The 13949-nt window shown below is 59.5% G+C and carries 13 protein-coding genes; 4 read left to right on the top strand and 9 right to left on the bottom strand.

All coding sequences use genetic code 11. The annotated features are described in order from the left end of the window. Positions 1-7: 7 nt before the first annotated feature. The gene (locus tag ASD36_RS19105) at positions 8-1651 is read right to left on the bottom strand and encodes an alpha-glucosidase (RefSeq protein ID WP_037098837.1); all 1644 of its coding nucleotides are present in this window, start codon (positions 1649-1651) and stop codon (positions 8-10) included. Positions 1652-1896: 245 nt separating this feature from the next. Here ASD36_RS19105 and ASD36_RS19100 point away from each other — a divergent pair, with 245 nt between their 5' ends. The 3 genes from ASD36_RS19100 (at position 1897) to ASD36_RS19090 (ending at position 3523) form a co-directional block, all read left to right on the top strand. Further along, positions 1897-2817 (top strand): sugar kinase, encoded by a 921-nt coding sequence (locus ASD36_RS19100; protein ID WP_037098840.1) that lies wholly within the window; start codon positions 1897-1899, stop codon positions 2815-2817. 65 nt (positions 2818-2882) lie between these two features. Further along, entirely contained in the window at positions 2883-3137 is a 255-nt protein-coding gene (locus ASD36_RS19095) for a type II toxin-antitoxin system prevent-host-death family antitoxin (protein ID WP_037098842.1), read from the top strand. Then, positions 3134-3523 carry a type II toxin-antitoxin system VapC family toxin gene (locus ASD36_RS19090; protein ID WP_037098844.1) on the top strand — a complete coding sequence of 130 codons (390 nt, stop codon included), beginning with the start codon at positions 3134-3136 and terminating at the stop codon, positions 3521-3523. Before ASD36_RS19095 ends, ASD36_RS19090 begins: the two co-directional genes overlap by 4 nt. Positions 3524-3544: 21 nt before the next feature. On the opposite strand, the gene der is transcribed toward ASD36_RS19090, so the two are convergent. The 3 genes from der to ASD36_RS19075 all read right to left on the bottom strand — a co-directional run bounded on the left by der (position 3545) and on the right by ASD36_RS19075 (position 6408). Then, positions 3545-4963, bottom strand: a complete 1419-nt coding sequence (gene der, locus ASD36_RS19085) for a ribosome biogenesis GTPase Der (protein WP_037098845.1) — start codon at positions 4961-4963, stop codon at positions 3545-3547. A 67-nt stretch (positions 4964-5030) separates the two neighbouring features. Beyond that, positions 5031-5702 carry a tetratricopeptide repeat protein gene (locus ASD36_RS19080; RefSeq protein WP_060505798.1) on the bottom strand — a complete coding sequence of 224 codons (672 nt, stop codon included), beginning with the start codon at positions 5700-5702 and terminating at the stop codon, positions 5031-5033. 118 nt (positions 5703-5820) lie between these two features. Next, positions 5821-6408 (bottom strand): NnrU family protein, encoded by a 588-nt coding sequence (locus tag ASD36_RS19075; protein ID WP_037098849.1) that lies wholly within the window; start codon positions 6406-6408, stop codon positions 5821-5823. A gap of 136 nt (positions 6409-6544) precedes the next feature. Here ASD36_RS19075 and ASD36_RS19070 point away from each other — a divergent pair, with 136 nt between their 5' ends. Beyond that, the gene (locus ASD36_RS19070; RefSeq protein WP_060505799.1) at positions 6545-7552 is read left to right on the top strand and encodes a hypothetical protein; all 1008 of its coding nucleotides are present in this window, start codon (positions 6545-6547) and stop codon (positions 7550-7552) included. Between the two features lie 24 nt (positions 7553-7576). Here the strand turns inward: ASD36_RS19070 and sbmA are convergent, their stop codons facing one another. The 5 genes from sbmA to glpK all read right to left on the bottom strand — a co-directional run bounded on the left by sbmA (position 7577) and on the right by glpK (position 13775). Then, positions 7577-8845 carry a peptide antibiotic transporter SbmA gene (gene sbmA, locus ASD36_RS19065; protein WP_060506062.1) on the bottom strand — a complete coding sequence of 423 codons (1269 nt, stop codon included), beginning with the start codon at positions 8843-8845 and terminating at the stop codon, positions 7577-7579. A gap of 121 nt (positions 8846-8966) precedes the next feature. Then, positions 8967-10166 (bottom strand): MFS transporter, encoded by a 1200-nt coding sequence (locus ASD36_RS19060; protein WP_082512261.1) that lies wholly within the window; start codon positions 10164-10166, stop codon positions 8967-8969. Between the two features lie 82 nt (positions 10167-10248). Then, a complete protein-coding gene (map, locus tag ASD36_RS19055) occupies positions 10249-10998 on the bottom strand; it encodes a type I methionyl aminopeptidase (RefSeq protein WP_060505800.1) in 750 nt (249 codons plus the stop codon). A gap of 78 nt (positions 10999-11076) precedes the next feature. Next, positions 11077-12135 carry an LLM class flavin-dependent oxidoreductase gene (locus ASD36_RS19050; RefSeq protein WP_060511741.1) on the bottom strand — a complete coding sequence of 353 codons (1059 nt, stop codon included), beginning with the start codon at positions 12133-12135 and terminating at the stop codon, positions 11077-11079. A 149-nt stretch (positions 12136-12284) separates the two neighbouring features. Continuing rightward, positions 12285-13775: a glycerol kinase GlpK gene (glpK, locus tag ASD36_RS19045; RefSeq protein WP_060505802.1), complete on the bottom strand. Its 1491-nt coding sequence runs from the start codon at positions 13773-13775 to the stop codon at positions 12285-12287. Between the last annotated feature and the right edge of the window lie 174 nt (positions 13776-13949).

Here is a 13949-nt window from a genome sequence, read left to right as displayed (position 1 = left end):
GCCGTGTCTATCCCAGCCGCCCGCAAAACACGTCCATCGCCTCCAACAGGATCTCGCCGCCATCGAACTTCGGCGCGAATCCCGGCATCGGCATAACATCGGCAATCACCATGCCCTTCGGGACGCTGACGGTCTGCGGGCCACGGTGCAGGTTGAAGATGAACAGCAGCTTCTCGCCGCCCTTATCCCGCGTGAACGCCAGTATGTCCTGATTGGTGTCGAGGAATGTCAGCGCACCATCGAGCAACGGCACATACGCTTTGCGGAAGGCCAGTGTCTGGCGGTAGTGATCGAGAACGGAACCGGTTTCCTGCTGCTGATCGACGGCAAGCGCAAGATGTTCGGCCGGCACCGGCAGCCATGGCTTGGCGCTGGAGAAACCTGCATGAGCGGCTTTCCTTTCCCAGACCATCGGAGTGCGGCATCCATCGCGCCCCTTGAAGGCCGGCCAAAAGCGGATGCCGTAGGGATCGCGCAGATCCTCAAGCTGCAGTTCCGCTTCCGGCAGGGCCAGTTCCTCGCCCTGATACAGGCAGATCGAGCCGCGTAGCGCCGCGAGCACTGAGATCGCCAGCTTGGCAATCCGCTCGCGCTCATCGGCCGTCTCAGCAAACCGGCTGATATGGCGCGTGACGTCATGATTGGAAAAGGCCCAGCAGACCCAACCATCCGTGACCGCGTCCTGAAACGCCTGAACGCAGCGGCGGATATGCGTGGCGGTAAAATCCGGTCCCAAGAGGTCGAACGTGTAGCACATATGCAGCTTGTCGCCGCCGCCGGTATAGGCAGCCACCGTCTTCAACGATCGCGCACCATCCCCCACCTCACCTACCGAAGCCCGGTCACCGAACTCGTCCAGCAAGGCGCGAAAGCGCTGCAGGAAGTCGATATTTTCCGGCTGCGTCTTGTCATAAAGGTGGTTCTGCATGCCGTAGGGATTGACGTCCGGAGCATCGAGCCCAATCGCATCCGGGTCATAAACCAGCGGCGGATTATCGCGCAGTTCCTTGTCGTGGAAATAGAAGTTGACCGTGTCGAGCCGGAAGCCATCGACACCGCGTTTCAGCCAGAAGCGCACCGTTTCCAACAGCGCTTCCTGCACCTGCGGATTGTGGAAATTGAGGTCCGGCTGCGAGCCGAGGAAATTGTGCATGTAATACTGTTTGCGCACCCCGTCCCATTCCCAGCCGGGTCCGCCAAAGATCGACATCCAGTTGTTTGGCGCGGTGCCATCCGGCTTCGGATCGGCCCAGACATACCAATCGGCTTTCGGATTGGTGCGGTCCGAGCGGCTTTCCTTGAACCAGGGGTGCTGGTCGGACGTGTGCGAAATCACCTGATCAATGATGACCCGGAGGCCAAGCCGGTGCGCCGTCGCCAACAAGGCGTCGAAATCGGCGAGCGTTCCAAACATCGGATCGACATCGCAATAATCCGAAACGTCATAGCCCATATCGGCCATTGGCGAGGTGAAGAACGGCGACAGCCAGATGGCATCGACACCGAGGCTGGCAATATGCGGCAGCCGCTGCGTCACCCCTTTGAGATCGCCCAGGCCATCCCCTGTCGTATCCTGGAAAGAGCGTGGATAGACCTGATAGATCACCGCGCCGCGCCACCAGTCGGGATTGGACGTCAAGGGAGATGCCATCAAAAAGCTCCGCGATCACAAGGATATGTTGAAAGATGTATCGTTGCCGCAGGAGCGAGTAAACGGCCTTCCCGGCCGTTTGTGGCGATTGCGGTGGGCCGAGGCAAAAATGATCATACAGGGCATGAAGCACCGCAAGATTTTCCGGACCTTATATCAACTCGCAACCAGCGGCATCCGCTTGCCTTCCCCGCCGGTAAGCCGTATCTCGGCTCTCGCAAAGCATGAAGAACGGGGAGAAGTTCATGACAGGCAGGCTGCTTTCGATCGGCGAATGCATGGTGGAACTGATGCAGGCAGAGGGTGATCTGCTGCGCAAGGGCTATGCCGGCGACACGTTCAACACTGCCTATTATGCCCGGCTGTTCCTTCCACACGACTGGTCGGTCGATTACCTGACCGCCGTCGGCACCGATACGGTTTCCGATGAGATGCTGGCCTTCATCGAGAAGACCGGGGTCGGCACTAGCGCCATCCGCCGCGTTGAAGGCCGTTCTCCCGGGCTCTACATGATCCATTTGAAAGATGGCGAGCGCAGCTTTTCCTACTGGCGCTCGGTCTCGGCCGCCAAGACCTTGGCCGACGACGCCACCCATCTGCGCGCCGCCATCGAAGCCTCCGATATCATCGTCTTTTCCGGTATCACCCTTGCCATTCTCGCCCCTTCAGCCGTCGAAACGCTGCTGTCCGAACTGCGCCGCGCCAAGGCTGCGGGCAAACTTGTCATCTTCGACCCCAATATCAGGCCGCGCCTGTGGGACGACAAGACCTATATGCGCGAAACGGTCTCGGCCGGCGCCCGCGCCTCCAGCCTCGTCATGCCGAGCTTTGACGACGAACAGGCGCATTTCGGCGATGCCGACATTGCGGCAACCATCGCCCGCTATCGCGGCCTTGGCGTCGATAATATCGTGGTGAAGGATGGACCAAAGGGCGTGACGCTGAGTTTTGGTGATACGCCGCTCCAGTTCGTCCCCTCCGCCAATGTCGAAAAGATCGTCGACACGACCAGCGCCGGCGACAGTTTCAACGGCGCCTTCCTTGCCCGCTATGCCGTCGATGGTGACGCCAGCGTTGCGGCGCGGTTTGCGGCAGAAGCAGCAGCGACGGTCATTCAGCATCACGGAGCCCTTGTTTCCAGAGACAAGTTCGAAGCGAGCCTGTAGGCTCATCGTTGCAATTCCGGGCTTCCGGCATTACCTTTGGTCAACCTTAGCCAAGGGGAGATGCGATGACGATCGTCAATATGCTGGAAGCCAAGACGCGCCTTTCCCAACTTGTCAGCGCCGTTGAAAGCGGCGCCGAAGACGAGATCATCATTGCGCGCGACGGCAAACCGGCAGCGAGACTGGTTCCGCTAGCCGCCAATGAAAAGCCGCCAAGACGGCTTGGTCTTCTTCAAGGGCAATTTCCGGACATGTCTCTCGAGGACTTCAATGCGCTGGATGACGAGATTGCCGAACTCTTCGGCGTCAAGCCGGAATGAGGCTGCTGCTCGATACCCATGTGGCCATATGGAGTCTGACGGCGATACACCGCCTACCGTCAGACATACGCCAAATTCTCTCAAACCGGAGCAACGATGTTTTCGTCTCCGCAGCCAGTATATGGGAAATCGCGCTGAAATTCCGGCTCGGACGCAAGGACAGTCCTCCCTTCGATGGGGAGGAAGCAATCCGGCATTTCACCAATGTCGGATATGATTTCTTGAACCTCACCGTTGCCCACGCCGCAGCACTGGGAAATCTGGACACCACTCACCCTGATCCATTCAATCGCCTGCTGATCGCGCAGGCGATCACCGAGCCGCTGATCCTCGTCACCCGCGACAGCAAGATTGCGGCCTATAGCCCGACCTTCATCACGTGGTAGGGCAATGCCCAGTCCCGGAGTCTACCGCTTCTTCCTGTTCTCAAACGGATTTTCCGACGCGCGCAAGTGAATGCGGATCGGTACGCCCGGCATTTCGAAATCGGCGCGCAGGCCGTTTGTCAGATAGCGGATATAGCTTTCCGGCACAGCATCCGGCCGTGTGCAGGAGATCATGAAGCCCGGCGGGCGGGCCTTGACCTGGGTCATGTATTTCAGCTTCAGGCGGCGGCCCGAAACGGCCGGTGGCGGGTGCTGGATCTGCTGCGATTCCAGCCACTTGTTGAGCCGCGCAGTCGAAATACGGCGGTTCCAGACCTTGTCGGTGTCGATGATCGACTGCATCAGCTTGTCGAGACCGTAGCCGGTCTGGCCGGAGATCGGCACGGCGCGGATGCCACGGACCTGCGGTAGCAGCCGCTCGGTCTTTTCGCGCAGATCGGCCAGCAGCGCCTGGGTATCCTCAACCAGATCCCACTTGTTAAAAGCAAGGATCGCGGCGCGGCCTTCGCGGGCAACAAGATCGACCAGTTGCAGGTCCTGCTTTTCAAACGGAATGGTCGCGTCAAAAACGATCACGACCGATTCGGCAAAGCGGATGGAGCGCAGGCTGTCGGCGACGGAGAGCTTTTCCAGCTTCTCCTGCACCCGCGCCTTCTTGCGCATGCCGGCGGTGTCGAACATCTTGATGGTGCGGCCGCGCCAGTCCCATTCGACGGAAATGCTGTCGCGGGTGATGCCGGCCTCGGGACCGGTCAAAAGGCGGTCTTCGCCAAGGAAGCGATTGATCAGCGTCGACTTGCCGGCGTTCGGGCGGCCAATGATCGCCACACGCAGCGGCTTGGTCTCGTCGTATTCCGGCTCAAAATCTTCGTCGTTCAGGTCTTCGTCGCCGCGCAGGTCGACATTGGTCTCCGGCTCGTCGATCTCAGGCGGAAAGGCGCGGTCTTCGCCAAGCGCTGCGACGATGGCGTCACGCAGGTCGATCATGCCCTGGCCATGTTCGGCCGAAATGGCGACGGGTTCGCCAAGTCCCAGCGTAAAGGCATCGTAATAGCCGCCGTCGGAGCCCTTGGCTTCCGACTTGTTGGCAACCAGCACGACCGGCTTGCCGCGGCGGCGCAGCATCTTGCCGAGTGTCTCGTCGGCCGGCGTCAGGCCGTATTTCGCGTCGACAACGAACAGCGTCAGGTCGGCTTCTTCAATGGCCGCTTCCGTCTGCAGCCACATACGGCCCTGCAGGGTTTCCGGCCCGGATTGCTCGAGGCCGGCGGTATCGATGATGGTGAAGCGCAAGTCGACAAGCTTGGCATCGCCCGGACGGCGGTCGCGGGTAACGCCCGGCGTATCGTCAACGAGCGCCAGCTTCTTGCCAACCAGACGGTTGAAAAGCGTCGACTTTCCGACATTGGGGCGCCCAACGATGGCGACGGTGAAGTTCATCGAATAATCCTGTCTTCAGAGCACCCGCAAACGGTCACGCTCCAATGTTGTTTTCTCGGGCGCCCGTTCAGGCAGCCTTTCCGCTGGCGGTAATCAGGTCAAGCAGCATCTGGGCGCGGTTTGCCAGATTGCGCGGTGTCTCGGCATCATCGACGATCTGCTGGAACCAGGTCTTGGCCTTGGGCATATCGCCAGCCTTGTAGGCTGCAAGACCGAGCACTTCACGGGCCGAATGACGCATGCCATTACCAGGAACGGCAAGCTGTTCAGCTTCTGCCGAAACCTGTTCATAGGTGCCGGTATCGACCAGCAGATAGGCGGCACGCAGGCGGGAAGCATCGCGCATTGCCTGCGGCAGGCTGGCATCCTTGGAGATGTCGGAGAAGACCTTGACGGCGCCTGCCGTATCGCCCTTCTGCGCCTGCAAGGTTGCTGCCCGCATTTTCGCCAGAACCGGATAGGCGCCGTAGCCATCCTTTTCGAGCGTGGCGAGGGCGGCCAGCGCTTCATCCGTCTTGTTTTCCCGCGACAACGTCAAGGCTGCCAGGAATTCGTCGCCCGATTGCGAGGCCGATGTCTCGTGCCAATACTCGTAACCGACCTTGCCGATCGTGCCGACAACAATGAGAATTGCGATCCCGATGATGACGCTGCCAAACCGCGTCCAGACGGCTTTCACCTGTTCAGAGCGCAATTCTTCGTTGACTTCGCGGATAAAGCTGTCGTCCTGGTTCGCCATTCCTAAGTTCCGGTTTCCCGGCCTTCCCTGCAAAGATGGATGTAAAGATTTCCGCGCTTCTACCGTATTTTGAGGCCGTTGTAAGGGGGCAGCGCGATTTAGCCCCGATTAGCGCCATTTACCCCATTACAATCGGCGCAACGCCGATCAGCAGTTCGTGCAACTTCCAGATAAACAACACGTAGACAACAAGGGCGATAAGCGCGGCGATGGCATCGTATTTATAAGACACGAACACCGGATGCTTGATCTCGCCTGCACGCCAGCGGCGCTTCATCGAGATGCGCAAGATCACGCCCCAGATAAGGAACGTGCCGAACAGCAGCACCGAGTTGACCTCGCCATTGGCCATCAGATGCGCCAGTGCCCAGATCTTGATGGCCAGGATCGCCGGGTGTTTGGTGGCAGCCTTGATTTTTCCGGCAGGCAGGAACGCAGCTGCCAGACAGACGAAGGAGATCAGCATCAGCGTCAGGGCGATATGGGTGAGAAACTTCGGCGGCGTGTAGAGCATGCCGGTCGTTGCCCGCGACAGATCGAAACCATAGGCGATCAGACAAAGCCCCAGAAGAGCACAGAAACCATGAATGGCATGCCAAAGCCCGGTGCCGCCCTGCTCGACGACCGCAGCGCGAAGACCGGGCGCAAAGCTCTTCACCAGATGGATGCCGAGGAAGATGACGATACCGAGAATGAGAAAGGCCATGAAGGATACCCGCAACTGTTATGAATTCAGAACTATCGCATAGCGGTAATGCGGCTTGTTTTCCAGTCCGATCAAAGGATTGCCGCATTCTTGGCTCAGGGAACGCAATCCCGCATTCGCCGCCCAAGGTTCCCGCATGCCCAGAATTTCCGCAGCCCCCTGTCTTGCTTTCGCAATGGCACTCGCCCCTGCCGCTGCCCACGCCGTCGAGCCTCCAGCACCGGCGGAACGCAAGCAACTCGTCATCATCTCGTTCGATGGCGCGCACGACAACAAACTATGGGAAAAAAGCCTGGATATGGGCAAGCGCACCGGCGCGCAGTTCACGTATTTTCTCTCCTGCACCTTCCTCATGACCCGAGCCGAAGGCGGCAAGAGCTATCAGGCGCCGGGCCACAAGGCCGCACGCTCCAATGTCGGCTTTGCCCAGAGCCGCGAAGAGATTCAGTCCCGCGTCCGCCATATCTGGGCAGCCCACGAGGCCGGCCATGATATCGGCAGTCATGCGTGTGGCCATTTCGACGGCAAAGGCTGGAGTACTGCGGACTGGAAACAGGAATTCTCTGCGTTCAATATGGCACTGGCCGGCGCCTGGAAGGCCGCCGGCATTCCAGGTGAGGAGCCACAGGGCTGGGCCGATTTCGCCGCCCACGATATCAAAGGTTTTCGCGCACCCTATCTGTCGCTCAGCGATGGCCTGCTCCCCGCCTTGAAGCAGGACGGCTTTACCTATGATGCCAGCCTCGTCACCAAGGGACCGGGCTGGCCGTCGGATGCTGATGGATTGCCACGCTTCGGCCTGCCACTCATTCCCGAAGGCCCGCAGCAGCGCCGGGTGATCGGCATGGACTACAATCTGTTCGTTCGCCACTCCATGGGCATCGAAAACAAGAAGGACAGCGCCGTCTTCGAAGAGCGCACGCTCGATGCCTACCGCAAGGCCTTCCAGAAAGAATATGACGGCAGCCGCATTCCGCTACAACTCGGTTTCCATTTCGTCGAGATGAATGGCGGCGCCTATTGGCGCGCGCTCGACCGGTTTCTCACCGAAACCTGCGGCAAGCCCGACGTCGCCTGCGTGAGTTATGCGGAGGCTTTGCCGATGATCGCCAAACAGAAAAAGGCGGATCGCTCCGCCTTTTAAAAAGTATCCCAAGCCTGACGAAACTCAGGGGCGGTTGGCTGCCAGCTCGCCGTCCGTATCTTCGCGCCGGAGAAAACGTTGGTCGATATCCGGCAGTGGCTCGTCGTAGATCGTGGCCTCAAAAGCCTTCAGACGTTTGTAAATGGACATCAGCTCGACAATTGTCGTCCAGGAATTGATTAGATACTGGAATGATGACCGCACCTGATCAAAAACATTGCTGACCTGCGTGAAGATGCCCAACGTTACCTTCCCGGCGGCGACCGATGGGATCAGCACCAGCAGGCTGTAGAGGTCATCCGCGCGGAGATAGAAAAAGCGGGCAATATTGAAATAGAGATAGTGGAAATAGAGCCGGAAGTAGTTCTTCCGAACGTTGGCGAAGAGTTCCGCCACCGTCGCCGGCTGGGCTCTATCCTCATGGTCTTCACCATAAACAAGTTCCTTGCGATAAGCTGCTTCGACGCGCTGGTTGCGGAATTCCAGACCGGGCAGTTTGATGCCGACAACGGCCAGGAAAAAGGTCCCGAACAGTGCCCATAGGATCGCCGCCCAAACCAGCGCATGCGGGACTTGCCCAATAATCGGCAGCTCGTTGATTTTGTCTGAAAAAGTGAAAAGCACCGGCATGAAGGCAATCAGCGTCATGATCGCCCTGACGAAACCGACGCCGAGGCCCTCGACCGTACCGGAAAAACGCATCGTGTCTTCCTGCACACGCTGCGAAGCACCTTCGATGTGGCGAAGCTTCGACCAGTTCGCCATGTAGAATTCGTTCATCGCAGTGCGCCACCGAAAAATGTAGTGGCTAACGAAAAACAGGTTCAGCACGCTGACCGTTATGGATACGAAAGCAATACCCGTGATCCCGAGAAGCCCAGTATAGAGTTGCTCCACCGTTACCGGTGCCGTCCTTGCCATAGCCTGCTGCAGGAGGTCGTAGTAGGGACCGTACCACGCATTGAAGGCGACACTAACCTGCACCGAGAAATAGGTGACGAACACAATCAAAGAGCTTCCCAGCACCGACCAGTATTGCCAGCGGTGGGGAGCGTACCAGAACCAGAAGGCAGCAAAGACCGCGGTTGCCAGGGCGTAATAAATGTAAAACCACAGAAACGCCCCCGACCAGAAAAGCGAAATGTCCACGCCGGCATTGGGATCACGCGCCGTAAAACCGAGCGTGGGGCCGAGCGCCCCCCCGCCCGCATACCAGGATCCGATGACGAGGATGGCCCACAAGAAAGCCGAGATAAAAAATGGTTTCGGCCGGGGAAAGAAGGAATGGAACAAGGCGGCACTCACGTTTTCTGCGGGCGCGAACACCCTGCTTCGATGTGGCGAACCTAGGGCAAAAGCCCTCACCTGCCAATCACGTCAAGCTAATGTTACCGTTATTTAATCGCGAGACTGTTCAGGCCGTCATGGCAGCAACCATCCGGCGGAACTCCATTGCGATCAGGCCAGCGCAGAACAGGAGCACGGCTGCCGCAACCAGCGTCGGCGCATTGAAATTCCCATTGCCTTCGGCCAGCCAACCGGCAACGAGAGGTCCGATGATCTGACCGACGCCAAATGCGGCCGTCATGAAGGCAAGCGCCTTGCGCGGGCTTTCCGGTGCCAGCGCCCGGCCGATCTGCAGGCCGTAAGCCGTCACCATGATGAAGGTCAGCCCGAGCATCAGGCCGCCGATAAGCGGCGCATAGGGCGATGGCAGGGTGACGACGAGGATAAGACCGATAGCCTCGACAACAAGGCCAGCCAGATAGACACCGGTGATCCCAAGCCGTGGCACAGCACGGCGCCACAGATGTACCGAGATCGCCGCACTGAGGCCGGTGATCAGCCAGGCGAGGAACTCGACCGTATGATCGCTTGCCCCTTGCCGCGCCATCGCAACCAGAAAGGTTGCGGTGATGATGTAACCAAAGCCGAACAGGCCATAAGTCAGCGTGACGATCACGAGCGGCCGTGTCCACACCAGCGGCTTTTCCCGCTCGGCACTTTTACCGGAAGCAGGGCCAGACGGCAGGAGGAAAGCCACCGCGATCGTGCCGAGACACGCGATTGCAGCGCCACCGAACCACGCTGCCTGCCAGCCGGCAAAAGTCCCGAAGCCGCCGGAGGGCAACACAAAGACCATCAGCGACGACACCGCGATGCCGATGCCCACACCGCCGAAATGGATGGATTGCACATGCGGATTACCGGCCGCCAATCCCCGGCTGAGCACAATCGCCGAAGTGAAGATCATCGTGAACGCGCTGGCGACACCGGCAAGAAACCGGATGACCGAAAACAGCAGCAGTGACGACGTCAGCCCCATGGCAAGCAACAGAACCGTGGTTGCAACAAGCGCCGACAGACTGACCGCCCGCTCGCGCCCGGCCGCCCAGCCGTAACCAGCAGCGACCGCGCCAACGAGATAACCGATGAAATTAGCCGACGCGATCAACCCGGCATCGGCCGGGCTCAAATCAAGGCCGCTCATCATGCCGGGCAGGATCGGCGTATAGGAAAACCGCCCAAACCCCATCGCGACCGCCATGGCGATGGCGCCGGCAAGGGCAGTCGGGACGAGGTTCTGGTGTGATGGCAGATTGGGCTTGGTCATGCCCTACCTATTGCAATGCAGCATGACGATGACAAACGACAAAATCTGATGATGCCGTTCAGCCGCGCGAATGGAACAACCGTCAGCCCGGCAATGTAACGACCAGCGGACCGTTGCGAGTGACGATCACCGTGTGCTCGTACTGCACGGTCAGCGCCCGCGGTTCGCTGTAGAGCGTCCATTCATCGTCGCCACCCTCCGCCCATTGCGCCCCAAGCGACAGAAACGGCTCGACGGTGAAAACCATGCCGTCGGTCATCCGCCGCTTCTCGTGCTTGTCGGGCCAAGTGGAGATTTCGGTCGGCTCTTCGTGCAGCGAACGGCCGACGCCGTGGCTCGCCAGGTTGGTGATCAGCGTGTAGCGGTTCTTCTTGGCGAAGGCGCCGATGGCATTGCCGATCGCGGCCAGCGGCTTTCCCGCCTTTACTTCGTTCAGCCCCACCCACATGGCGCGTTTGCCGTCACGGCAAAGACGCTCAACCTGCGGCTTGACCGGCGGCACGGCAAAGGACGCGCCGGTATCGGCAAACCACCCGTTCTTTTCAGCGGAAACGTCGATATTGACAAGGTCGCCTGCCTGAATGATACGGCTGCCCGGAATGCCATGGGCAACTTCCTCGTTGACGCTGATACAGGTTGCGCCCGGAAAATTGTAAGTCAATTCCGGAGCGGAGCGCGCGCCAGATTCCTCCAGGAGTTTGCGGCCGATCGTATCCAATTCCGCCGTCGTCATGCCCGGCTCAAGCGCTGCCGCCATGATCTGGATCGTATTGGCGCAGATACGACCGATTTCCTTCAGCCGCTCCAGGTCTTCGTCGTTGTTGAGTGTCATCGTCTCTCGCTTTCGGCTGTTTATGTAACTCGCCGAAAGCGGCCAATCCAGACGCAGACCAGAGGAAAATCACTGCCGTCAGGTGGTTTCTGTCTGTTTCTTCTCCTTAGCCAACGCGGCGCGCACCAACGGCGCCACCTTCGTGCCGTAGAGTTCGATGCCGCGCAGGATCTGGTCATGCGGCATCAGGCCGATCGCCATCTGCAGCAGGAAACGGTCATTCTTGAAGATCTTCTGGTGCCGGATGATCTTTTCCGCCACCGTATCTGGGTCCCCGAGGAAGAGATTGCCGTTCGGCCCGATCGACTGGTTGAAATGCGCCCGGCTGGTCGGTCCCCAGCCGCGCTCCCGCCCAATCCGGTTCATGACCTCTGCCTGCGGACCATAGAACTGATCACCGGCCCTTTCATTGGTATCGGCAATGAAACCATGGACATTGATGCTGGTTTTCAGTTTCGACGCATCCTGCCCTGCCCGGCGCGCAGCTTCGCGGTAGAGATCGAACAAAGGTGCATAACGCGCCGGTTCGCCACCGATGATCGCCAGTGCCACCGGCAGGCCGAGGACGCCAGCCCGCGCCACCGATTGCGGCGTGCCGCCAACCGCGGCCCAGACCGGTAGCGGATCGTTGACGGGCCGCGGATAGACACCTCGGCCGTTGATCGGAGCCCGCTTCTCGCCAGACCAAGTGACGACCTCGCCATCGCGGATCGCCAGGAGCAGATCCAGCTTTTCCGAAAACAGCTGATCGTAATCTTCGAGATCATAGCCGAACAGTGGGAAGGATTCGATGAACGAACCCCGCCCCGCCATGATCTCGGCACGACCATTGGAAATCAGGTCGAGCGTTGCAAATTGCTGGAACACCCGGACAGGATCATCCGAACTCAACACGGTGACGGCGCTGGTCAGCTTGATGTTTTTCGTCCGCGCGGCGGCAGCCGCGAGGATCATAGCCGGCGCCGACGCGACATAATCCGATCGGTGATGCTCGCCCAAGCCGAAGACATCGAGCCCGACCTGGTCGGCCAGCTCGATTTCCTCGATCAGATGGCGCACGCGCTCCTCGCCCTCTCTGCCACGCCCCTGTGGTGCCTGCGGATGAACATCGCCGAATGTGTAAAGACCGAGTTCCATGATGTCCTGCCTGTCTGATCAGCCCGATTTGGGGCGAAGCTATTGTTTGGCATCACAAATAGTCACGTATCGGGCGATGGCACAGGCCTTCCGTTGAAACGGTGTGTTTCATGCTGCAGGATAGTTTGCAAAATCCCGGCAAGCCAGAATTATTCGCTCAGGGTCCGCCGCACGGCATCCTTCCAGCCCTTGATCTTGGCCTTCCGTGTTGCCTCGTCCATCTCCGGCTCGAACCGTCGGTCCCTTGCCCAGGACTTGGCGAAATCCTTCTGGTTCGGCCAGACCCCTGCCCGGCTGCCGGCAAGCCAGGCAACGCCGAGCGCCGTTGTTTCCAGAATGGTCGGCCGGTCGACCGGCGCATCGAGCAGATCGGACAGGCGTTGCATCGTCCAGTCGGAGGCAACCATGCCGCCATCGACACGCAGCACGGTTTCTCGGCCGTCGCTCTTCCAGTCCTTGTGCATCGCATCGAGCAGGTCGCGCGTTTGGTAACAAACGGCCTCAAGGGCTGCGCGGGCAAACTCGGCTGGGCCGGTATTGCGCGTCATGCCAAAGATGGCGCCCCGCGCATCGGGATCCCAATGCGGCGCGCCAAGGCCGGTAAAGGCAGGAACGAGATAAACTTCCTGCGAGGGATCAGCACTTGCAGCCAGCGTGCCTGTATCGGGCGCTGCCTTGATCACTTTCAGACCATCCCGCAGCCACTGCACGGCGGCACCGGCAACGAAGATCGAGCCTTCGAGCGCATAGGTGGTTTCGCCGTCAAGGCGGTAGGCGATGGTTGTCAGAAGCCGGTTCTTTGAGCGGACGATGTCCTTGCCGGTGTTCAAAAGTGCAAAGCAGCCAGTGCCATAGGTGGATTTCATCATGCCGGGCTGGAAACAGGCCTGGCCGATGGTTGCGGCCTGCTGATCGCCGGCGACACCGAGGATCGGAATTTCAGCGCCGAAGATAGAAGCGTCCGTCACGCCGAAATCGGCAGCGCAGTCGAGAACCTGCGGCAGCATTGCTTCCGGCACACGCAGAATGTCGAGCAGTTCGCGGTCCCAGTCATTGGTGGCGATGTTGAACATCAGCGTGCGCGAGGCATTGGTCGCGTCGGTGACGAAGGATTTGCCGCCGGTCAACCGCCATATCAGGAAAGTATCGACGGTGCCAAAGCAGAGATCGCCCCGGGAACCACGCGTGCGGGCACCTTTGACGTTGGCCAGCATCCAGGACAACTTCGTGCCGGAAAAATACGGATCGAGCAGCAGGCCGGTCTTCTTGGTGAAGGTCTTCTCCAACCCCTGACGTTTCAGCTTGTCGCAATAGGATGCGGTGCGCCGGTCCTGCCATACGATGGCATTGTGAATCGCTTTGCCGCTGTCGCGCTCCCAGACGACGACGGTCTCGCGCTGATTGGTAATACCGATGGCCGAAAGATCGCTGGCCTGGATACCGGCCTTGCTGATCGCTTCCTTGATTGCCCAGACGACGGTCTCCCAGATCTCCTCCGGGTCATGCTCGACCCAGCCGGATTTCGGAAAATGCTGTTTGAATTCCTTTTGTCCGGAGCCCGCAATTTTCTGGTTCTTGTCGAACACGATCGCACGGCTCGATGTCGTGCCCTGATCGATTGCGAGAACATATCCGGCCATGCTGCCCCTCCCGGCGTTTCTTATCTCCACGGCCCCTCCTCGGAGGCCGCGAGCCATTTCAAAAACTTCAATACGATACAAAAACGAATGTCAAACGAAAACAAAACGCAAATCCAGATGTCCGCGCTCACCTGAAAGACCGGGCGGAAAACGGCAAAAACACAATTGTCAGGG

It is taken from the genome of Rhizobium sp. Root1334, assembly GCF_001426665.1.
Taxonomy (GTDB): domain Bacteria; phylum Pseudomonadota; class Alphaproteobacteria; order Rhizobiales; family Rhizobiaceae; genus Pararhizobium.
Note: the sequence above shows the minus strand (reverse complement) of the source record. Positions and strands in the feature narration are given on the sequence as shown.